The organism is Microcoleus sp. B5-D4, from assembly GCF_036705145.1.
In the GTDB taxonomy this organism is placed as follows: Bacteria; Cyanobacteriota; Cyanobacteriia; order Cyanobacteriales; family Microcoleaceae; genus Microcoleus.
On record NZ_JAUBTV010000018.1, the window covers coordinates 54953 to 76157 of the forward strand.

13 protein-coding genes and 4 pseudogenes are annotated in these 21205 nt (G+C 46.1%); 2 read left to right on the forward strand and 15 right to left on the reverse strand.

Going from position 1 to position 21205, the window contains the following annotated elements:
- Window positions 1-50: 50 nt before the first annotated feature.
- The 7 genes and pseudogenes from QUB10_RS11485 to QUB10_RS11510 all read right to left on the reverse strand — a co-directional run bounded on the left by QUB10_RS11485 (window position 51) and on the right by QUB10_RS11510 (window position 7551).
- On the reverse strand, window positions 51-1715 hold the full coding sequence (locus tag QUB10_RS11485; RefSeq protein ID WP_333202158.1) for a hypothetical protein: 1665 nt from the start codon (window positions 1713-1715) through the stop codon (window positions 51-53).
- A 77-nt stretch (window positions 1716-1792) separates the two neighbouring features.
- A complete protein-coding gene (locus tag QUB10_RS11490; protein WP_333202160.1) occupies window positions 1793-2746 on the reverse strand; it encodes an ABC transporter ATP-binding protein in 954 nt (317 codons plus the stop codon).
- A gap of 442 nt (window positions 2747-3188) precedes the next feature.
- Window positions 3189-3311, reverse strand: a complete 123-nt coding sequence (locus QUB10_RS11495; protein WP_333202162.1) for a hypothetical protein — start codon at window positions 3309-3311, stop codon at window positions 3189-3191.
- 54 nt (window positions 3312-3365) lie between these two features.
- Window positions 3366-3929 (reverse strand): annotated as a pseudogene (locus QUB10_RS34225) (DUF6745 domain-containing protein); the annotation flags it as partial.
- A gap of 528 nt (window positions 3930-4457) precedes the next feature.
- Window positions 4458-5702: pseudogene (locus tag QUB10_RS34230) on the reverse strand (leucine-rich repeat domain-containing protein); the annotation flags it as partial.
- Between the two features lie 63 nt (window positions 5703-5765).
- On the reverse strand, window positions 5766-6806 hold the full coding sequence (locus QUB10_RS11505; RefSeq protein ID WP_333202166.1) for an ABC transporter permease: 1041 nt from the start codon (window positions 6804-6806) through the stop codon (window positions 5766-5768).
- A gap of 232 nt (window positions 6807-7038) precedes the next feature.
- On the reverse strand, window positions 7039-7551 hold the full coding sequence (locus QUB10_RS11510) for an adenine phosphoribosyltransferase (RefSeq protein WP_333040475.1): 513 nt from the start codon (window positions 7549-7551) through the stop codon (window positions 7039-7041).
- Window positions 7552-7788: 237 nt separating this feature from the next.
- Between QUB10_RS11510 and QUB10_RS11515 the strand changes: the two genes are divergently transcribed.
- Complete coding sequence (locus QUB10_RS11515) at window positions 7789-8955, forward strand: pyridoxal phosphate-dependent aminotransferase (protein ID WP_333202168.1); 1167 nt, start codon at window positions 7789-7791, stop codon at window positions 8953-8955.
- Between the two features lie 333 nt (window positions 8956-9288).
- On the opposite strand, the gene QUB10_RS11520 is transcribed toward QUB10_RS11515, so the two are convergent.
- Both QUB10_RS11520 and QUB10_RS11525 read right to left on the reverse strand, forming a co-directional pair.
- Window positions 9289-10062 carry an RNA polymerase sigma factor SigF gene (locus QUB10_RS11520; RefSeq protein ID WP_333202170.1) on the reverse strand — a complete coding sequence of 258 codons (774 nt, stop codon included), beginning with the start codon at window positions 10060-10062 and terminating at the stop codon, window positions 9289-9291.
- Between the two features lie 463 nt (window positions 10063-10525).
- The gene (locus QUB10_RS11525) at window positions 10526-11368 is read right to left on the reverse strand and encodes a photosystem II manganese-stabilizing polypeptide (protein ID WP_333202172.1); all 843 of its coding nucleotides are present in this window, start codon (window positions 11366-11368) and stop codon (window positions 10526-10528) included.
- Between the two features lie 401 nt (window positions 11369-11769).
- On the opposite strand from QUB10_RS11525, the gene QUB10_RS11530 reads away from it, so the two are divergent.
- Window positions 11770-12132: a hypothetical protein gene (locus tag QUB10_RS11530; protein WP_333202174.1), complete on the forward strand. Its 363-nt coding sequence runs from the start codon at window positions 11770-11772 to the stop codon at window positions 12130-12132.
- A 67-nt stretch (window positions 12133-12199) separates the two neighbouring features.
- Here the strand turns inward: QUB10_RS11530 and QUB10_RS11535 are convergent, their stop codons facing one another.
- The 6 genes and pseudogenes from QUB10_RS11535 to QUB10_RS11560 all read right to left on the reverse strand — a co-directional run.
- Complete coding sequence (locus QUB10_RS11535) at window positions 12200-13747, reverse strand: calcium-binding protein (protein ID WP_333202176.1); 1548 nt, start codon at window positions 13745-13747, stop codon at window positions 12200-12202.
- Window positions 13748-14102: 355 nt separating this feature from the next.
- Window positions 14103-16025, reverse strand: a pseudogene (locus QUB10_RS11540) (ATP-binding protein); the annotation flags it as partial.
- Window positions 16026-16469: 444 nt separating this feature from the next.
- Window positions 16470-17030 carry a hypothetical protein gene (locus QUB10_RS11545; RefSeq protein WP_333202178.1) on the reverse strand — a complete coding sequence of 187 codons (561 nt, stop codon included), beginning with the start codon at window positions 17028-17030 and terminating at the stop codon, window positions 16470-16472.
- Window positions 17031-17099: 69 nt separating this feature from the next.
- Window positions 17100-18419: an IS4 family transposase gene (locus tag QUB10_RS11550; RefSeq protein WP_333202238.1), complete on the reverse strand. Its 1320-nt coding sequence runs from the start codon at window positions 18417-18419 to the stop codon at window positions 17100-17102.
- A 311-nt stretch (window positions 18420-18730) separates the two neighbouring features.
- Window positions 18731-18862, reverse strand: a complete 132-nt coding sequence (locus QUB10_RS11555; protein WP_333202180.1) for a hypothetical protein — start codon at window positions 18860-18862, stop codon at window positions 18731-18733.
- Window positions 18863-18926: 64 nt separating this feature from the next.
- Window positions 18927-21158: pseudogene (locus tag QUB10_RS11560) on the reverse strand (ATP-binding protein); the annotation flags it as partial.
- Window positions 21159-21205: the final 47 nt, after the last annotated feature.

Genomic DNA, 21205 nt, shown 5'->3' on the forward strand with positions numbered 1-21205 from the left:
AAATCCCTGCCTGAATCGGAGTTTCATGTTTAATCTTTTCCCCAGCTTTTTCAAGCTTTCAGCAGTGCTTTAGAAGCTGATTCCCCTGCGAGTCTCAGTTGCGATCGCAATTTGAGATTCAGCAACACCAAGACACTCCACTGACTCAGTATGGAGAGCAAAATCGTATTTCCTGACGCTGCCAGAGACGACGAAGACCAAAAGCCACCAAATGTTGAACACAACCACAAAAGAGGAGCTTTTTCAGGGGTGAGCAAGAGCATAGATAAAATCAGAGGCGGCAACAAGATAGCGCCACCGACTGTGCAGGCAGCCCAAATTTCCTGATTTCGGGTTTTGGTAAATAGGAATAGTTGGGTGATGGCTGCGTAAATTAGGATAAGATTCAGACAGCCAATTACACCACAAAATCCCTTGATCTCAGGTTTTTCCAACAGCGCCCAAGGTGTTAAAATTATTACTGAGCTGAGAAAGTTGATCGCGATTGCAACTACAGCCGGGCTTTTATCGCTCCAAATTAAATCGAGTAGTGGGTAGCGCCGCCAAAGCTTCTGATTGCTGGGAACGATTTGTTTCCGATACCTCGCCCAATCGTACAATGATTGTCTGTCAGATGTTAAAGCTGCAATTAAAGCCAAGAACATCACCAAATTCAAGATAAGTAAACAGATGAGATTAGCGTTGTCTGGGGTGTCTGATTGGAGTGCAAACCCTAAAAATATTACCTGACAGCAGATAACTAGCAAATAACTTTGCCGCTTGCTCAAAACTGTAGCACTGGGATTTGGAAAGCGGCGCTGCCATCCCTGCCACATCCAGTAGGTTCCTGTACCACAAACCAAGAGAGACAAGGCAATTCCACTCGCAATATTTGTACCCACTGGTGAGTAAAACCATTGCAACTTGTCTAAGTTTTCAACTAACGAATCGAAATCAGTTTTATCAACTAGAAAAAGCTGATATCTCAGCATAGCAAGGGGAGACAAAAAATGTAACACATCCCAAGCAGCTCGCGTCAGGGGGAGACCAGAAATCCCAAACACAACAAAAACCGTAGCGCTAGCTAACCAAGGTTGGAATCCTCCCAACCAACTGGTTGTCAATCCAAATAGCATCGCACTGCTGTAAAATAAAGCACAGCTAGCTGCAACCGCTATGTAGAAACATAAAATTTCATTCAGGGGTATTTGAGCAGCTAATCCAGCGTACAGGTGCAGGGGTACGGCCAGAATTGTTGCTAAATAAAGTAAAATTGGTACGCCAAGAATTTTGCCCAGAAAAATTGTTTTTGCTGACTGGGGACTGAGGCGAATAAAGTTGAGCGTCCCGCGGCGTTCCTCCTTGTCTAAGTCACTGACAAGTAGATAAGTCCCCGCTACTAATAAAGCTAAGACGCTCAATATGCTCAGCCAAATGAATATCTCTAGCCACCACATCCGCCAGTCAATGACAAAGTTGCCCAAGGCATCTCTGACGCACCCCTTAGAGGAATTGGCAGTCTCTAAAGCGCAAAATCTGTCAAAGATCGGGTAAGTCTGATTCCAATTAGCAGGGGGAACGGGTATCTGGGCGCTGTAATACATGAACAGCAGCAGTTGAGCGCTTAGGGAAAGGGCAGAGGCGATCGCCATATTGCCATTATTCAAGCGGCCTTTGATTTCTCGAAATAACTGGGGATTCCAGTTGCCTATTTTGTCTAGTAAGTGGAGTGTCATTGGTTATTGGTGATTAGGAATGGGTGACGACTCAGTTATAACTCACTGTTTATTCTGGGAAACAGGAAACGAGCAAATTAGGATGCTTGCTGGTGCCCCATCTTGAGGAAGATGGTTTCTAAGTCTTCTTGAGTGCAGTGGAATTCGGTTAGGGGAATGTTGGCCGCGACGAGTTCGCGTAATAAATTTGCGGCATCTTCCGGGCTTCCTGAAAAATCTACGCACACCTGTTGAGTTTCCGGGATTATTGCCCAATTTTCCACCCAAGGAAAGTTTTTTAATGCCGATGTTAGCGCTTCTAATTTATTTCCTAAAACCGACAGGAAAATTTGCTGGCGGCTGAGGCGTTTGTAAAGTTCTTGTAAAGGTGCGCTTTCGACCAGATATCCGAGTTCCATGATGCCGACCCAGGTACAAAGTTCGGCTAAGTCGCTGAGGACGTGAGATGATATGACTACGGTCATGCCGGCTTCTTGCAAAACTTTGATAATTTCGCGGAACTGCATTCGGGCGATCGGATCTAAGCCAGAAACGGGTTCGTCTAACAACAACAATAGCGGTTCGTGGATGATAGTTCTCCCCAAACTCAGGCGCTGTTTCATCCCCCGCGACAGGGTAGAAATTAAGCTGTTGCGCTTGTTGGTTAGTTGCACGAGTTCTAAAACGGAGTTGATTCGCTCTCGGCGGCGCGGTTGCTGGAGGTTGTAGAGTCGGGCAAAATAGTCTAAATAATCCCAAACAGTCAAGTCGTCGTAGAGGGGAAAGTCGTCGGGAAGAAAGCCGATGCGCTGTTTGAGAATCGGGTGCGATCGATCGCGCAATAACCTATCCCCGTTGATGTAAATTTCCCCTATAGTCGGTTCCTCAGCCGCCGCCAGCATTCGCAGCAAAGTAGTTTTGCCGGCACCGTTGGGGCCGATCAGTCCGCATACTTCGCCTGCTGCTACTTGCAAATCGATGTCATTGACGGCTATATGGCGATCGAATTGTTTCGTGAGTCCGCGAGTTTCTATTGCTAGTGGTTTTGCCATGTTTGGAGGGTGAATGAAATTTTATCGGTGCATTTCTGGGAATAATAGGAGTTATATCGAGTCCGATTGATTTGAGGGGATTATTCGTGGGGGAGGGCGGGTTTATTTAACCTGTCTGCAAACGTTTAAGCCTACTGGCGAACCCGCCCCTACAGCTAATGGAGAACGCTGCAATATCTCAGATAGATCCGATCCGTTCTTACAAACGCCATGTCTTGTAGGGGCAGGTTCACCGACAATAATTGCCGAAAACCGACAATCTCATAAACCTGCCCCCACTCGACGACAAATCGCTAATCTACCGCACAGGATATTACGCATCAACACCAAAGAAACCGGGTTTTTGTCGGTTTTGGGTGCTATAACTAAGTATTCCCAAAAAAAAAACCGTTTCCGATCGCCAGTGCGTAAGTCCCGATTGAAATAGATGCCTACAGCTAGCCTAGCTCGTTCTTGCAGGAATTGTCATCTCGTTTCTGAAATTAAAACAAAGACATTCTCGATCGCTGAATTTCTTGCTAGTATTAAGTCTTCCTTCTTCCCGATCGCTGATTCGGTATGACATCTGATACGCGCACCCTTTAATCCGTGTAGTGCCTTCCTTCTTCCTTCTGCTATATCAAGTCTGCACGGAAAATTCCTCTGGATCGATATCCCAATTTACCCAGCGAATTGCCTCCCTCGCTGATGTCAGGTCAGGCGGCACTCTCAAAGCGTGAATGAATCCCGTACTTGGACAAGTCATTTTTAACAAAATAATCGGCTCGACATCATAGGCGTCATCTATATCATCGGCGTCATCTATTTGTAATAGTGCATACTCCTGCCAACTATCTATTTGTTTTGCTGACAATTCTTGAATTATGCGAGCGTAACCAATTTCTTCAATTAACACTCGCCGAACTTCGGCATTATCTTCTGCTAAAATCCATTGGGATTGCCATTGATTTGGGTGTACTTTGCCATATTCTTCAGGCAATCTGACACCGTGATAATAATAAAAATTCCATCCATCCGCAAACTCAATGGCAGGTTCTCCTTCCGCGTGCAAGCGGTTTTGACTGTCAAAGCGCAGGTGGCGCGGGCGATCGCACACCGCGCAAAAGTTTTCAAAGGGAAATATAAAACCGCAATGCTCGAAAAGCAGCTTTTGGGAGCGAAGTATTTCTTGTGCTTTTTCCGAAATATTGACGCCGAATGAAGAGATATACCATTGAGTCAAATAGATTTCTTTAAAGAAACTCGTGGGGGCTACAGGGGATTTCAGGAATAACAAATGAAGGGGAAAAAAATTCCCCATCGTTCGTTGCGATCGCGCATAGCTGCCAACCAATTCGTTGATAAGCGAACTCAGTGTGCTGTCTGCTTCCGGCTCGCTCGTCATGCGATCGAGTTCATACTTCCACACGGCCGGACTTGCAAAGTCTCCCACAATCGATGGGGACATCCATTTCCCGTCTAGCTTTTTCCCCAATCTATTTCTACCCCCTTCGTTTGAGCAGTTTTGTGAATGGTCGTGTTTGAACAAGTTGAAGATTTGGAGACAAACATCGCGGGGACTGCTGCAAACAATAACTTCTGGTTCTTCTAAACCAATAGCGGCATAGGCAACTTTGACTGCTTCTGTGGCTTTTTGAGCATCAATTGGTCTAGTCGAGAGAGTAAGACGTTTCTGTGGGAGTTCGCCTAACAGGCACATAGCGGTAATTTGATTGTTGGCGAGATTCAGTGTTGTCAGATTAGTGAGCGATCGCAAGGCGTTGATGTCGGTAATTTCATTGCCGCACAGATACAGTGTTGTCAGATTGGTGAGCGATCGCAAGGCGCTGATGTCGGTAATTTCATTGTTTTTGAGACCCAGTGTTGTCAGATTGGTGAGCGAGCCGAGGATGCTGATGTTGGTAATCTGATTGTTGCCTAGATACAGTGTGGTCAGATTGGTGAGCGAGCCGAGGATGCTGATGTCGGTAATTTGATTGTCGCTGAGATTGAGTGTTGTCAGATTGGTGAGCGAGCCGAGGATGCTGATGTCGGTAATTTGATTGTCGCTGAGATTGAGTGTGGTCAGATTGGTGAGCGAGCCGAGGATGCTGATGTCGGTAATTTGATAGCACCAGAGATACAATGTTGTCAGATTGGTGAGCGAGCCGAGGATGCTGATATCGGTAATTTGATTGTTGCTGAGATTGAGTGTTGTCAGATTGGTGAGCGAGCCAAGGATGCTGATGTCGGTAATTTGATTGCGCCAGAGATCCAGTGTTGTCAGATTGGTGAGCGAGCCGAGGATGCTGATGTCGGTAATCTGATTGTTGCTGAGATTGAGTGTTGTCAGATTGGTGAGCGAGCCGAGGATGCTGATGTCGGTAATTTGATTGTCACTGAGAGACAGTGTGGTCAGATTGGTGAGCGAGCCGAGGAAGCTGATGTCGGTAATTTGATTGTTGCTGAGATACAGTGTTGTCAGATTGGTGAGCGAGCCGAGGATGCTGAAGTCGGTAATTCGCTTGCCCCTGAGAGACAGTGTGGTCAGATTGGTGAGCGAGCCGAAGAAGCTGATGTCGGTAATTTCATAGCAGTCGAGAGACAGTGTGGTCAGATTGGTGAGCGAGCCGAAGAAGCTGAAGTCGGTATTTTGATGGCCCCTGAGAGACAGTGTGGTCAGATTGGTGAGCGAGCCGAGGAAGCTGAAGTCGGTAATTTCATAGCAGTCGAGAGACAGTGTGGTCAGATTGGTGAGCGAGCCGAGGGAGCTGAGGTCGGTATTTTGATTGGTGCCGAGAGACAGGGATGTCATGCTTGAAAGTATCTGCTCCGCTGCTTGTGCGTCATCAGTGCCAGCCTTTTCTAACAACACTTTAACTGTGTACCTTGCCTCTTGTGAAAGGCTGTCAATATGCCTGCCCCAGTCCGCAAAGCGGCTAAAACTCATTGGCTCGTTTGGTTGTTGTTCAGACATAAAACACTCCTAGAGGAACAAAATTTGAGTGACAGTTGACATCTTCTCACTGAGTGAATTCTGTTATTTCAAATCTTCCAGCTTAATCCGAGGATCGACAGCTTTTAGCAGCAAATCTGCCAACAAATTCCCAACAATCAACATCGTCGCACCCATCATCAAACTCGCCATTACTAAATACAAATCTTGATTGTTCACCGCATCCAGAGTCAGCTTTCCCAAACCAGGCCAATTAAAGAAATATTCGGCAATAAACGCACCGCTCAACAAACTAGCAAACTCAAAACCCAATAGCGTAATCAACGGATTAACTGCATTCCGCAAAGCGTGAATGTAAATTACTCGATCGTCCGGCAAACCTTTAGCCCGTGCTGTTCGGATATAATCTTGACGCAGCACGTCTAACAATTGTCCGCGCATCAATCTTTGCAAACCAGCAAAACCAGTAACGCTGAGGGCGACAGTTGGCAAAATTAAGTGCCAGCCGTAATCGAGAATTTGACCCCACCAAGGTAAGTCCGCGTGGTCGATACTTGTCATTCCTCCGACGGGAAACAGAGGCGAAGTATTCTGAGCAAAAAATAGCAGCAGCAAAGCTGTGATAAAGCTCGGAAATCCCTGTCCCGTGTAGCTGACTACTTGTAGAACTCGATCGACTGTGCGGTTTTGATTGACGGCGGCGACAATTCCCAAGGGAATCGCGATCGCCCAAGTTACAATCAAAGATGCGATCGCCATCAATAACGTCGCCGGTACCCGTTCCCACAGCAGCGAAGCTACCGATCGCTGATACACAAAACTCGTGCCAAAATTCCCCCGCGTCACAATTTGTTGCAGCCACAGCCAATACTGCACAATAGCTGGTTTATCTAAGCCGAACTGCTGTTCGAGTTGCTTGAGTGTCTCCGGCGAAATCTTGGGATTTTGGCTCAAAGTATCCAAGTAATTTCCCGGTGCTAGCTCAATAATTGCAAAACAAAGCATCGATGCCAAAAATAGGGTTAAAAGTGCCTGCAACAGTCGCTTGAAAACATAAGTAAATGTCTCGCTGCTAAACAGAGAATTCAACCTTCGCCAATTTCGATTAGATTTAATAGAAGTCATAGGATTTTAGTTTTTAGTTTTTAGTTTTTAGTTTTGAATAATTGTGAATGATATTAATTCCGGTTGCATCGGAATGATTTAACCACAGAGAACGCAGAGATCGCAGAGAAAGAGAAGAGAGAGATTAATAATTCCGATGCAAAGGTCAAGGCTATTATTTGTCAGTAGTTTTTACTCAGCAGTCAACAGTCAACAGTCAACTGTCAACTGTCAACAGTCAACAGTTAACTAACTAATACTCCACTAGCGTGACGATCGGCACATCGGGCAATTTCTGCCTGCCGCCCAAGGCCTGCAATTCAATGATAAAAGCAAAACCGACAAGCTCGCAGCCAGCTTGCTCTAACAATTTAGCCGTCGCCGCCGCTGTTCCGCCAGTGGCGATTAAATCGTCCACAATCAGCACCCGGCTGCCGGATGTCATCGCATCTCGGTGCATCTCCAGTCGATCGACACCGTACTCCAACTCATACTCAGCAAAATGAACCGCACCTGGCAGTTTCCCTGGTTTGCGGACAGGAATAAAGCCTATTCCCATTTTATAAGCCAACGGCGCGCCAAAGATGAAGCCCCGCGATTCCATGCCCACCACATAGTCAACAGACATTGCAGAGCATTTTTCCGCTAAGCTGTCAATGGTGTAGCTGAGCCCTTGCGGGTCGCGCAGCAAAGTTGTAATGTCTCGAAACAGAATTCCCGGCTTCGGGAAATCAGGAATGTCGCGAATCAGAGATTTGAGATCCATAAGCTTGCAGAGCGGCGTTGAGGGTAACGAGGCATCAAAAATGCTACAATGATAACGTCAAAATTGAAAAATTAAAAAATAAAAATTAAAACTAAGAGCTTTTTTAATTTTTATTCTTTAATTGCTTAATCCTTTACGTACTATGTAAACAAATGTCATAATTCCCTAACAATAGGGTTGAATATCAACATTTGTCACCCTATGATCTAAAGTCAAAAATCTAATATCTAAAATCCAATGATTAAGTTGGCAGCACGAGTGGGTGAGGTTCCTCCTTCTATAACCTTGGCGATCGCCGCTAAGGCTAAAGCCATGAAGGCCGAAGGGATTGATGTCTGTAGTTTGAGTACGGGAGAACCCGACTTTGATACGCCCGAACACATTAAAGCAGCGGCAAAACAAGCTTTAGACGCGGGGAAGACTAAGTACGGCCCTGTGGCTGGGGAACCGCAGCTAAAAGCTGCGATCGCCCGCAAACTCCGCGATGACAACAATCTCAACTATCAACCGGAAAATATTATTGTCACCAACGGCGGCAAGCATTCGCTCTACAATCTGATGATGGCTCTGATCGATCCGGGGGATGAAGTAATTATTCCGGCTCCCTACTGGTTGAGCTACCCAGAAATGGTGAAACTCGCTAGCGGCAAGCCAGTAATTGTACGGACTGATGCTTCTACAGGATATAAAATTACACCGGAACAACTGAGTAAAGCGATTACTCCCAAAACCAAGTTATTTGTACTGAATTCGCCTTCTAACCCGACGGGAATGGTGTATACTCCGGCGGAAATCAAAGCATTGGCCGAGGTGATAGTCGATCGAGATATTTTAGTCGTTGCTGACGAGATTTACGAAAAAATTATATATGACGGCGCCCAACACGTCAGCATCGGTTCCCTGGGCAAAGAAATCTTCGATCGCACCCTGATCAGCAGCGGTTTTGCTAAAGCTTACTCGATGACAGGCTGGCGAGTCGGTTATTTGGCCGGGCCGATTGAATTAATCAAAGCCACCAGCACCATTCAAGGTCACAGTACCTCAAATGTGTGTACCTTTGCACAGTACGGCGCGATCGCAGCTTTGGAAAGCAGTCAAGAGTCTGTCGAAACAATGCGTCTAGCTTTTGCCGAAAGGCGTCAGGTAATATTTGAATTACTCGATGCTATCCCTGGAATTAGCTGTATTAAACCAGACGGTGCTTTCTATATGTTTGTCAACATCAGCAAGACTGGAATGAATTCTCTGGAATTTTGCGACGCTTTCTTAGAACAGCAGCAAGTAGCAGTGATTCCGGGGATTGCTTTTGGTGCAGACGACCACATTCGTTTGTCTTACGCCACCGATTTAGGCACAATTAAAAAAGCCGTAGAAAGGCTCGATAAATTTGTCCGCAGTATCTAAAAATTAGTTAGTAGTCATTAGTCATTAGTCATTAGTCATTAGTCATTAGTCATTTGTTATTTGTTCTTGGTAGCAACTGACTAATTACCGATCGCTGTTGACTATTGACTGTTGACTGACTACTGCTGACTGTTGACTAATACCAATTTTAAAAAGTCTTGCTACAGTAATTCTCTTATATAAATTATCCTTCATTCGCTCTCACTACCGGCCGGACACGGCAGTGCCGTTTCCCTACAGACGATAGCTGATAATTTATATGTAGGACTATTGCTGAGCAATGACTGCTGACTGCTGACTAATGACTAATGACCAATGACTAATGACTAATAACTAAAGCTGTTTAGTCATAATCTCTTTGAGCAAATCCAGCCCCTTCTTAACTCGCCGAGAAACAGTCACCGCACTGATACCCAAGCGTTCAGCGGTTTCCTTCTGCGTCAAATCGTAGAGAAAAACAAACTCCAATATCTCGCGAGTCCGTTGTTCCAACATCGCCAAAGCTTGCTGTACGCGAATTTGATCCTCTTGCGCCAACTGAAAACTCCGATACTTGCTATCGGGCACCAATTCTCCCAGACAAGTCGCCCCCTCATCTTCATCTTGCATCGGCGCGTCCAAACTCAGAGGCGATCTGTTGAGATGGGCCAACTTAATTTCTTGCCATTCTTGTACAGAAACCTCAAGGGCTGCTGCTACTTCAGCATCCGTAGGTTTGCGGTTTAACTGCACTTGCAAATCCTTGATCGCGGCTACAGATTTGCGCTCCAGGGACTGCCAGTGGCGGGGAAATCGCACCGAAGGGCTTTTGTCGCGCAAGTAGTGTTGAATTTCGCCCCGTATGTAGGGAATTGCAAAGGAACTAAAAGCGTGTCCCTTGGCGATATCAAACCGCTCGATCGCCCTGATCAACCCAATACATCCGACTTGCAGCAAATCGTCGTAGCTTTCACCGCACTGGTTGATCCAGTGGTAAACTTCTTTTCTGACCAGTCCAATATTCAGTTTAACTAACTGATTGCGGATTTCATTCGATCCAGAAAGTTGGTACTCGCGCAACAATTGCAAATTTTCGCTTTTTAGCTCGTTCGGCACTGTGGTAGACATGGTGACATAAGGGTTGGTAGAGCAGAGGACTGAGGTTGCTTTATATCTAGTTTCCAATCTAGTCTAAAAAAACTCACTTTTAGGTAGTGTAATCCTAGCACTTAATCGGTGTGATAGCGGACACACCCGTTTAACTTTCGGTAAGGTGCAGGGATTTAGCTGAATTATCCGAAGGTTTTCCGCATAAGGCAGAACTTTATCAGGTAGAAGACCTTCGACACAAGCCCGAATTAAACCGGGATTTTTCCCAAGTATATTATAATCTGAAAGCGGTTTGAATACAATACTTTAATTAATTAAAAATCCCAACTTAATAACTTGCGAATGACCACAATTCAACCATAAATTTAGTCATTAGTCAACAGTCCTAAGTTATATTGCTCAAGACTGTTGGCTAATGAAGGGCGAGCAGGAGCTTTACGGCCAGAAACTGCTCAAGTTCGATCGATCTTGAAAGCCAATTTTATGGCACAGAAGGCTCAATGCGAGCGTAAAACAAACCCCGAATTTTCACGTCCAGAGCCGGTCTAGCTCCCAAATCCGTATCAGAAGGCTGCGTGCTCTCAAAAATCCCGCCAACTTCGCCAGTGGCGCTGTTGACTTTAGCAACTTGGAGAGAAATTTTGCCTGCCTTAGTGCGGGTGTCAGCTACCTTAACATTAGCCCGCACACGTTTGGAATTGTCAGTAGCCGGAAGCGCTACAGCATTGTCATAGCCAGTCGATACCCCACGACCTTTAGGGTCTAAAAAGCCTGCGCTGCGGTAAGAAGGAACGTTAAACTCGCCTCTCAAATCGGTGGAAGTATTGATAGCAACTACTCCGGGTTCGGAACTAGCTACCAGTTCTTTAATGGTAAACAAGAAAGGTACTTGCTCTCCGCCCGGTAATTGAATCGTAATAGCTTGAAAATCCAAGCCGTCTTCTTCTGTGAAAGTCAGAGTTCCATCAGTACCGACCTTGAGCGTACCTTGAACTTGGTCAATGCTCGACGTGAACCGGGTCAGCAATTTACCAGGCACAAATTCCGCCTCTTGGCGTTTGTTTGCTGGTTCTTCCTTCACAAAATAAGTTGTGGGCTGCAAACACAAACCAGTCAGTTTATAGGTTCCGCCCGCTTCGATGGGGATCGATCCCCTAGAAGTTTCTGCCAAGCTAGGGCAGTTATTAGCCAAGCCAGTACCTCTAATCTCGTCGTAGGTGAGCAACTCGGTAGTCGCCACCGTCGTGTCAGGAGCAGAAGAACAAGCAACCAGCGCACTCATGCAAAAAGCTAAAAGTGCAACAATTAAAGCACGATATTTCATTGCAAACCTCAATATCCAACATCGGATTATATTAAGAAAAAGCCCTACTTCGAGCAAAATATAATTGCCCGCCGGCAGGCTAGGCCAGCGCTTAGGGCAGCATTTAGATCCAGATCGCTCGCTTCACAGACACCGGCATTGACTCAAAAAATCAAGCTAGTGCGCCGTGAAAATAAGCATGAACTTATGATTTCTCAATCATGTTCCGATCGCAGCCCAATACACATGGTACGACGGGTTGTGCTCTTTTCCTGACTTGGACTGCAAATTAATATTGCTTAAGTCAACCTACTTAAGTTACTTTGCTTATGACCCCGAATGGCGATCGCGACTAGCTCGATTAGTCGGTTGACCAAAAGGCTGGGGACAAAGGCCTTGTAGATTTCAAAGGAAGCAGCAGTATGGACAACGGCAAAGATTTAGAGTCAGAAAAGTTGCAGTCTCAAATGCAATCGCTGACAGAGGCGATTCGGACTTTAGCCGAAAGTTGTCAGGGAGACAGTCTGCTGCTTTTGGCCCTGCTGCGGAGGCTGGAAGCTTCGCACCGGGAAATTCGGGACGGTTTGTTTCAAGCGTCTTTTCCCGACAACCGCCAAGCACTTTACAAACTGCTCAGGAATATTGAAGCCAATGGCGGCTGGCCTTACATCCACCGCATGAAACTTCGATCGCTCTTGGGGTACAGCCAACAATTATCTCCTCTAGAAGATTCTCCAGCCGAGTCGCCACAAGACTCGGCCGAAACTCCCCAGGACGTTAAATAGTTATGAGTGATGAGTTTAGTGAGTTTTACATTAACTCATAACTCATCACTGATCTGCGCGATCGCACCTAGAACCCGAAAGGTGTAGGAGGTAAGGGTAGCGGGTTCGGCACCGTCGGGAATATCGGCGTCGGGCCGGGCATGGGCAATAATAGTCCGGGAGTCGGAGTCGGGGGGATCGAACTAATTGATAGCAGAGGCGAATCAGGCACGCTAACTGTCGGGGGAATCGGAATCCTCGAAGCAGTCGGCGTCGGAGTTGGAGCCGGAGTCGGACTCGGAGTTGGAGTAGGAGGCGGAGTTGGAGTAGGAGGCGGAGTTGGAGTAGGAGGCGGAGTTGGAGTAGGAGGCGGAGTTGGAGTAGGAGACGGAGTTGGACTTGACTCTGTAGTTGCAGTTGCAGGTTGAGTTGGATCTGTATTTGTGCTTGTAACTGTAGTTGTAGTTGTAGTGGTAATGGTGGTTGGCCTGGTAGTAACCGTCCCAGTCACAGCGATAAAATCATTCGCCTCGATCAGCGCCGCCGGAGTGTCGATCAAAATTGCTAAAAGCTTGCCGTCGAGCGTAGTAATTACTGTATCCCTGACATTGGCACCGTTACCTTGCCGAACTTGCAGTTGAGCGAAAGATAAATTGCTCGGCAGTCCAAAGAAATCCTCTGTGTCATTGTAATCAGTAATTAAAGCCAAACTGCCAGGCCCAGCTCCCAATCCAAAAACATCGCTGCCGCTGCCGCCAGTCAGAGTATCTGAACCCTCGCCTCCGATTAAAGAATCATTACCCTCTGCCCCAAATAAATTGTCATTGCCGAAACTGCCCAAAATTGTATCGTCGCCGATACCTCCTGCCAAGGAGTCATCGCCAAAACCGCCGTCGATACCATCATTACCTTTGCCACCAAACAGAAAGTCATTACCTTCATCTCCCAGTACCGAGTCGTCGGCTTCATCGCCGCGAAGGGTATCCGAACCGGTGCCGCCAAAAACTGTATCGTCAGCCTTGCCGCCGAATATCTGGTCATTACCAGCATCTCCGAAGAGCGAATCGTTGTCGGCATTGCCGTACAAAGTGTCGTCGCCGTCGCTGGCACTTAAGTAATCGTTGCCCTCACCGCCCAACAGTTGATCCCTGCCGCTACCGCCGTTGAGAGAATCGTTCCCCGCATTCCCGTAGAGAAAGTCATCATCAGCATTCCCGAACACGGAATCGTCGCCGTCATTCCCTGTGAGGGTGTCGTTGCCAGTACCGCCGGCAATCACATCAAAGCCTGCGTTGCCACTAACTAAGTCGTCCCCTGCGTCTCCCACCACGCTGTCTATCCCGTCGTTGCCTTCGAGGATGTCGTTGCCCAAACCGCCACGAATCGAGTCGTCGCCGTTCCCGCCTGCAGCAAAATCGCGGCCTTGGTTGCCAATGAGTTCGTCATTTCCTTCACCCCCAATCAGCGAATCGGCTCCGTCAGCTCCAAGAAGCTGGTCGTTGCCGCCGTCGCCCTCTAGGGTGTCATCTCCTCCCGCACCCAGGAGCGAATCATCGCCATCTAAGCCGCGAATTCGATCGCTCAGCGGAGTTCCTAGAATAAAGTCGTTGCTGTCTGTGCCGATCAGATTTGCCATACGGGATACACCGCTCCTCAATAAAATAAATTGTTTGAAATTATGTTAATCGCCTTCGTGACAAGGGATTGCTGCTTGCCTAGGTTAGCATAATTGAGATTTTGGCAATCTGGCGAAGGGGCGCTGGAAGTTTTGCTCGTGTCCGCAGTTGCGATCGGGGCTGGTATAATGGCCGATTAGTCATTAGTCATTAGTCATCAGTCATTAGTCATTAGTCATTAGTCATTAGTCATTAGTCAACAGTTAACACTCCGCAGTCAACAGTCAACACTCCGCAGTCAACAGTCAACAGTCAACAGTCAACACTCCGCAGTCAACAGTCAACACTCCGCAGTCAACAGTCAACAGTCAACTTTTATTCAGTAACAGGTAACACTATCTCAAATTCACTTCCTCCCCCCAAGGTTGAATTCACATTAATTGTTCCGCCGTGGGTTTCGACTACAATCTGGCGGGCGATCGCCAATCCTAACCCAGTGCCTTTTCCTACTGCCTTCGTTGTGAACAGATGGTCAAAAATCCGCTATTTCACTGCTTCTGTCATGCCCACACCGTTATCGGCAATCTGAATTTTGATGTGTCGATCGCCCAACAGACTGGTACGAACTGTGATACAGTGTGGAGTTGCTTTAAGAGCCTCGAAACTGCGTCCTTGGTTTGATTCTTCTAGAGCATCGATCGCGTTAGCAAGCAGGTTCATAAAGACTTGGTTCAGTTGACCGGGAAAGCATTCGATGGGGGGGAGATTGCCGTAGTCTGTGACGACTTCGATCGCCGGATGGTGCTCGTTGGCTTTCAGCCGATGTTTCAAAATTAAGATGGTGCTGTCAATGCCCTCATGGATATTAAACGGAACTTTGTAGTCTTTATCTGCTCTGGAGAAGGTGCGGAGGCTGGTGCTAATGCCGCGAATGCGATCGCACCCCACTTTCATCGACAACAGCATTTTTGGCAAATCTTCTAAGGCATACTCTAAATCAATATCCTCAGCATCTTGTTCGATTTCCTCGCCGGGATTTGGCAGTTTTTCTTGATATAATTTTAAGTGACCAATCAGATCTTTGATCGTGGTAGTTGCTTCCTCAATATTGCCGCTAATAAAGCCGACAGGATTATTAATTTCGTGGGCTATTCCTGTGACGAGATTGCCCAAGGTGGACATTTTTTCGCTTTGCACGATCTGTAACTGTGCTTGCTGCAACTCAAGGAGCGATCGCTCTAATTCTTTTGCATAAGCTTGAGATTGTTGGTACAATCGAGCATTTTCTATAGAGATAGCCGCTTGGGCGCACAAAAGTTGAATAACTTCTGTGCGATCTTCTGTAAATGCACCAATTGTCAAGTTATTTTCTAGATATAGCAACCCGATTAATTTACCCTGATTTAAAATGGGCGCGCACAGCACACTTTTGGGCTTTTTCTGCATCAAATACGGCTCGGCAATAAAATCGTTTTGTACTGCTGCATTATCCAAAACCACAGTTTTCCAAGTCCGCTTAACATAGTTGACCACAGCAGCGGGAACCTCGTCGCTGGCTGACAGCGGTACAGATATTGAGATGACATCTTGATTGAAGGAGGCCACAGCTTCGATGGCGAGATTCCCATCCTTAAGCAACAGCAGAACTGCTTTTTTTGCCCCGGCATTTTCCATCACCACACACATCAGTGCAGCCAGCAATTTTTCTAATTGAATTTCACTCGATAAAGTTTGGGAGGCTTTGAGAATAGTAGCGAAATCGAGGGCTTCGTAAATACTGCTACTGCTAGATAGAGTTGTGTGCCAGGTTTGATGTAAAACTGACAATTTATTGATTGTGTGGAGGCGAGTTTCGCTGATTACAAAACGGTTTTCTCTTGCCTGCAATATGGGAGCAAGAAGTTGGGGATAGCGTTTTTCTAAGTCATCGATTTTGGCTTTCGCACCCCAGCGAGCATAACAGTAGTAGGCTTCTTGCATATAAGCTTGCGCCACTTTTTCTTTGCCCCAGTCGAGGTAGAATTTAGCTGCTAGTTCGTTAGCAAGAGCTTCTTCTTGGATGTATTCGTTTTCTTTCGCTCCAGAAATGGCGCGATCGTACATTTCAATAGCTTCTGCCCTCTGTCTGGCAACTCGGTATTTCTCTGCTTCTACCAACTGCCACTTATGCAAATAATTCATGGGGGCGTGTTCTGCCCAATGCTGCAACTTCCTTTGATTTTCCTGAACTCGTTGCCCCTGCGTTTCTAACTTTGTCTCGGACTCAGGAGTGGCCAGGGCTATGAGTGAGTCATAGAAATTTGACACTCCCCGACCTAAAAGTGCGAGGATTCTTAATTCAGCGACTAACCTTTAAGTGTTGCGTCATGAAAGGCAATATTCAGACCTTTTAACCGTAGAAAACTACCAATTAACGAGCCTGATTCGCAGCCACCCCAGCGGGTCTATCTCCAAAAGCGTACTAGGATATTTACAAGCGAGTTTGGGTATGCCCTACCCTACTTAACAATCCTAAAAGAATAGTTTGTTTTAACTGGTTTAAGGTTTAATTCAACCTCTAGCTGTTTAAAGAGTTTTCGCTGCTCTGCGTCCCCCGGTTTATACCTAAAAGTGTGTCTTAACTGTTTCACGATGGTAAAGGAATTAAACCTTGACTTTTATAGTATATCACAAATATAGGAACTTACTGGACTTGTTGAAAGAAGTTTTAAGAAATTAAAGCCGTCCTAGAAGGACAGGGTTTTAAACCCAAATTTTTGATAAATTTACCTGTAAGGCAGTCACCAGCGCAAACAAAGACGAACCGACCAGATAACAAGCTGCCGCCATACTTGCCGCCACTTGCATGGTGGCCAGTTTTTGGGCATCCACCATCGCTGGCAGATCGAATAACTCTTCAATAGATCGATCGCCGATCGAGCTATTAATTTCCTGCACTGCTTGCTGAATATCTTCTAATGTAGGGCGATCGGGCAATTCTACTCCTAATTCTTTGAGACTCAACAAACCGATAGCAATTGCTTCTAAAAACTTGTTCTGGGACGATAATGCCTGAATTTTGACGGTGTAAACGCTCACTCGCTCTAGGGGAGTTCTGGTATGATGAATCACAGTGTCAATCCACTGATTCATCTGGTCAAATTCGCCACAAAGTGAAGCCACTTCTGCTGCTATGTCGTGCAAGTTCAAGGTCATCTCGTACTGTCGTTGCCAAGCGCTCTCTCCAAGCAAATTTAGCCCGATCGCAGCATACTCGCGAGCAGCTTGATAAGCAGTAGCGGCTCTGGCTTTGCGGCAAGCCATGAGGTTAAATCGCACCAAATCGGATCGTTCTGTTTGGTCTTCAATCAGCGCAATACCATTCGTAACAAGTTAAGCTTGGATGGCAGTTGTCAAGGGGATTTGAGAAGATACTTCAAAGAAAAAGCAGTCAGACCCTCGCTGTCGATCGGGGAAAGGTGCCACAATTAACTTAACGTTGGGTTTTCGTTGAGATTTAACAATACCTAAATCTCGATTTTCGGGTGCGGCAAAATACTCGATCGGATCGGTGGCCTTACCTTGTTGGCGGGCTACATAAAAATGGTAAAGACCCCGGTAAATCATCTCTAACGAAATCGAATCTATTGGTAAAGAGAGTTGGTCAGCAACGGCATCACCTAAATCGACCAAGATTGCATAAAATATCCAAGTCCCCCAAATTTGCAGCTGAATCCCGTTAAGAGAACCAGTCCACAAATAGCTTAATCCCAACAGCCTTTTTACGGTATTGAAAGCTTCTTCAATCCTCCAGCGCCTGCGATATAAATCTGCCACGACGTAGGGTGGCAGCACTTGAGGATCTAGTACGCTTGTCAAATAAGAATGCCAAGCTTTACCCGAACGAACTTCAATCAGACGCAAGGTAATGAATGGAGTTCTTGCTGTTCCCGAACCCAAGCGTACCAGACTATCTTTCAGGTCGTAACTTTTGGTAAATACTCGCTCTACTTGAATGGCTGCTCCTTTTTTTAAACGAGTAATTAAATGGATATCTCGTTCAATTAATTTCAGCCAAAAGCTAAAATGGTAAAATCCTCTATCCAGTAAGAGTAAGGTTTTAGTTGGTACTAATTGCAGGATGTTTTCTTCAAGCTTAACATCAGAAGCTCTTGGGTTTTCCTGAAACCAAATATCAACCGGGAGCCTGGTCATTAAATCTATGACTGTTGCCATTTTCCCTGCCAACTGCCCTTTAGGTAAATCTTCCAGGCTTTTGAGCTTGCAAAACAATGCTTCTAGCGTTGAACTATCTACTATCCAAATTCTCGAAAATCTGGTCAAGGTAAATTGAATGCTTTCTGGTAGAGGCCGTTGGTTTCTCTGGTACCAAGCAGTTCTTAAACTTGGTAATAAATTTTTGAATACTCCCTCAAATAATGTGGCAGGAAAACTTAAAAATCTTTGAGACATTGCTTGTTGAGTAACTGTCGTAGGCCGGCACCACAAAAAACCCGATCTTGCCAGCATTCTTGTGAGCTCTGTTACTCCCGCTACATCTCGCCATAGCAGGGTTAATACCGCTGCTACCATCAACGGCAGGTTAAGAATTCTTCCTCGTAAACCCAGTTGACGGTAGTAATTTTCTTGTGAGGTGATGGCTGGTGTTAGTAATGCCGATAGTTGTGAGGTAATCTCCTCGTCTTCCACCATCGGTCTGGTTGTTTTTTTGGCGTGGTCACGGTTGGTTTTTTGATTCTTGGCCATATTTATTGACCTACACAATCACTCAATTATTTGTCAATTATAGCGGTTCTCAAAAAAGTGAGGTATGCCCACGGAGGCCTATGCCCTATGCCCACGGAGGCCTATGCCCTATGCCCATGAGTACCTCATCTTTCTGAGAAAGGCTATATATCGCGCGCTCGTACCAGCGCTCGCCATCGATCGCCCGCGATTATGATCGATCGCCCGCGATTATGATCGATCGCCCGCGATTATGATCGATCGCCGATTGCCTGCGATTATGATCGATCGCGGTGCCACGCCAATCGAGCCAACAACTTATTAATAATGATAATCGCGATCGGGTGGAGAGTCAGCCACAGGCTGACTCTCCCACCCTTACCCCTTTTTTGATTATCATTATTATTCACTGAGATTTCTATACAAAGAGGTATTGACAAAATCTACTCCCTTCTAACTTGTTACGAATGGCGCAATACCATAATTCAACTGATTGACAACTGAAAAAATTTGCTCTTCTATAGCTGCGGGTGAAATTTGCTGGATCAGCAATTGTCCAATCTGATAGTGAACGCGCGATCGCTCTTGTTCGGGAATTAAAGAATAGGCAGCTTGCTGAACGCGATCGTGCAAAAACTTGTAATTCACCACCTCCGAATTTTCGGTCTCCTCCCGTCTTTCTCGCCCCATATAAAACTTATAGATTTCACTTTCAGGCAGGATTAACCCCTCTTGCAAAGCCTTCCACAAATCCGTCGCCGTTTCCGTTTCCAATTGCTCGGAAACAACTGCCAAAGTCCCCAAATCAAACTGATTCCCAACACACGCAGCCAACTTCAACACATTCTGAGTCGCTGGCGGCAATTTTTGCAACTGCAACGCCATAAACTCGACCACATCATCCGTCAGCGCTGCCTCCCGAACTCGCACAAGATCGCACTGCCAAAAACCCGCAACCCGGTCAAACTCAATCAGCCCATCCTGATGCAGTGCTTTGAGAAACTGCGTTGCAAAAAAGGGATTTCCCTGGGTTTTTTGTGCCACCAACTCCGCCAACGGTCTTGCCCAAGATGGATCGCAATTGAGCGTATCAGCAACCAAATGATTTAGGCTTTCGGAACTCAAGGGTTCCAGCGTAATAGTATCCACCGTTGCCCCAGCTTTTACCGCTGCATCCAGTGTCAGCATCAACGGATGTGCTGCAAATACTTCATTATCTCGGTAGGCACCAATTACTAATAAATAGCCGATTGTCGCATCGGCCACCAGCATTTCCATTAACCGCAGCGAGGCGGAATCTGCCCACTGCAAGTCATCCAAAAACATTACCACGGGATGTTTGGGTTTTGTGAACACCTTAATAAAGTTTTGGAACAGCAAATTAAACCGATTTTTTGCCGCATTTCCTGATAATTCTAGTACGGGTGATTGTTTGCCAATAATTTTTTCGAGTTCGGGAATTACTTCAATAATGACTTGACCGTTATCGCCCAGTGCTTGGAATATTTGAGTTTGCCATTTTTTCAACTCCTCGTCACATTCGCTCAGCAATTGTCCGATTAAATCTCGAAATGCTTGGACAAAAGCTGAGAAAGGAATGTTGCGGTTAAATTGGTCGAATTTGCCTTTGATAAAATAGCCACGCTGGCGGACAATTGGTTTTTGAACTTCATTCACAACTGCCGTTTTTCCAATCCCAGAAAAACCCGCTACTAGCATCATTTCAGTTGTGCAACTACTGACGCGATCGAAGGCTTCGAGTAGGGTTTCTACTTCAGTTTCGCGACCATAGAGTTTTTCTGGTATAATGAATCGATCGCCCACATCCCTCTGTGCGATCGCAAAACTCTTTATCCTACCGTTTTCTTCAAGTTGCTCCAAACAACATTCTAAATCGAATTTCAGCCCTAACGCACTCTGATAGCGGTCTTCGGCATTTTTCCCCATTAATTTGCTGACAATCTCCGAGAGTAGGGGCGGGATTTCAGGATTGATTTCATGCAGTGATGGTGGTTGCTTGGCAATATGACAGTGTACTAATTCCATCACATCGTTGGATTGAAACGGCAATTGTCCCGCCAGCAATTCGTAAAAAGTCACGCCCAAAGAGTAAAAGTCACTGCGGTAGTCTATGCCGCGATTCATCCTTCCCGTTTGTTCGGGAGACAAATAGCCGAGTGTCCCTTCCAGCAGGTTAGGATTCATCAAGGTTTGAGTTTCCCTTGGTAGCAAAGATGCAATACTAAAGTCAATGAGTTTGACTTGTTTTGTTTGGGGATGAATTAAAATATTGGCGGGTTTAATATCTTTGTGAATTATCCGGTGGCGGTAGAGTATATCTAATGTATTGCTCAGGTCGATCCCCACTTGCAAAAACTCCATCAGAGACGGCCGAGTTTCCCCTTTTTCCGTCCATTCCTTCAGAGAAATTCCCCCAAAGTCTTCCATTACCAACGCATAGCTGTTGTGGTAGGTTTCCAAGCTGTAGGTTTCGATGATTCCGGGCAAGTTGAGGTTTTTGGCGATGGTGTACTGATTGCGAAATTGCACCAGTTCGCTGAAGCTGGGATACTGACTCCGCAAGACTTTGATGGCGACTGGCTGTTTGTCGTCAATACGGAAAGCTCGATAAACTAGGGTGCGAGTTCCTGAGTAAATGCGATCGAGAATTTGATAACCTGTCAATGTAAAATTTATACTTGCCATACTTTTATTCTTCCCGTCCTCCGCCGGCTATTTCCACATTAGCAGAA

Excerpts from the sequence above, each read along its gene's own strand:
- QUB10_RS11485 (WP_333202158.1), bottom strand. The coding sequence starts at position 1,715 with ATGACACTCCACTTACTAGACAAAATAGGCAACTGGAATCCCCAGTTA.
- QUB10_RS11490 (WP_333202160.1), bottom strand. The coding sequence starts at position 2,746 with ATGGCAAAACCACTAGCAATAGAAACTCGCGGACTCACGAAACAATTC.
- QUB10_RS11495 (WP_333202162.1), bottom strand. The coding sequence starts at position 3,311 with ATGTCATACCGAATCAGCGATCGGGAAGAAGGAAGACTTAATACTAGC.
- QUB10_RS11505 (WP_333202166.1), bottom strand. The coding sequence starts at position 6,806 with ATGACTTCTATTAAATCTAATCGAAATTGGCGAAGGTTGAATTCTCTG.
- QUB10_RS11510 (WP_333040475.1), bottom strand. The coding sequence starts at position 7,551 with ATGGATCTCAAATCTCTGATTCGCGACATTCCTGATTTCCCGAAGCCG.
- QUB10_RS11515 (WP_333202168.1), top strand. The coding sequence starts at position 7,789 with ATGATTAAGTTGGCAGCACGAGTGGGTGAGGTTCCTCCTTCTATAACC.
- QUB10_RS11520 (WP_333202170.1), bottom strand. The coding sequence starts at position 10,062 with ATGTCTACCACAGTGCCGAACGAGCTAAAAAGCGAAAATTTGCAATTG.
- QUB10_RS11525 (WP_333202172.1), bottom strand. The coding sequence starts at position 11,368 with ATGAAATATCGTGCTTTAATTGTTGCACTTTTAGCTTTTTGCATGAGT.
- QUB10_RS11530 (WP_333202174.1), top strand. The coding sequence starts at position 11,770 with ATGGACAACGGCAAAGATTTAGAGTCAGAAAAGTTGCAGTCTCAAATG.
- QUB10_RS11535 (WP_333202176.1), bottom strand. The coding sequence starts at position 13,747 with ATGGCAAATCTGATCGGCACAGACAGCAACGACTTTATTCTAGGAACT.
- QUB10_RS11545 (WP_333202178.1), bottom strand. The coding sequence starts at position 17,030 with ATGGCTTGCCGCAAAGCCAGAGCCGCTACTGCTTATCAAGCTGCTCGC.
- QUB10_RS11550 (WP_333202238.1), bottom strand. The coding sequence starts at position 18,419 with ATGGTGGAAGACGAGGAGATTACCTCACAACTATCGGCATTACTAACA.